Origin of the sequence: Paenibacillus sp. IHBB 3054, from assembly GCF_051594305.1 — a bacterium.
Taxonomy (GTDB): domain Bacteria; phylum Bacillota; class Bacilli; order Paenibacillales; family Paenibacillaceae; genus Paenibacillus_AQ.
On record NZ_JBOFBG010000142.1, the window covers coordinates 1 to 635 of the forward strand.

Annotated in this window: 1 pseudogene; it reads right to left on the reverse strand. The window is 48.2% G+C overall.

What is annotated here, in order from left to right:
• Positions 1 to 572, reverse strand: a pseudogene (locus tag ACQ76X_RS36120) (hypothetical protein); the annotation flags it as partial.
• Positions 573 to 635 lie beyond the last annotated feature (63 nt).

Consider the following 635-nt stretch of genomic DNA (forward strand, 5'->3'; position numbering starts at 1 on the left):
CCAGGTGTTGCAGCATTGTCGGGTTGATTAGGTTTCGCATCAAAGAACTGCCCGTCCTTCGTTCTGTAATACGCCTGCAGACGCGCCATCTTGCTTTGTCTTTTCTCCTGGCTGCTTATGAGCAGTTCCGTGTACACAATTTTGGAATTGGTCCCCTCATAAACAGTCGTACGGCTCTCCTGAACGTTGGCATTTTTACCTTTACCGCTGATTTTGTAGGTGCCCCCGCGGTCAATGTTATCTATTGCATTCAGTGAATTACTCATGCTGAGGTCCAGGAACGGCACCTTCTCGGTATTCACCGTACTGAATAAATTGATTCGAACATCTTCGAATTCCTCGGTATACGGAACTTTGGACATCACTACAATCTCGGCAGACTTGCCCGGAGCCAGCGTCGCGGCCTCTTTATCGATCAGCAGATTCGTAGTCGCCGCTAAATCATTGGTACCCAGTTTAATCGCTCCCGTAAGTTCGGGAAGCGTAAGGGTTACGGACTGGGTGTTGGTGATGTTCAGCTTGGCCATGACGATATCATCATCCTTCCAAGGATAACGTTGTAATGACGTCAAGTTGTAAGAGAAGGATCCAAATTGATTCGTACGACTATAGACCTCCCCCCTTTGCACATCAGC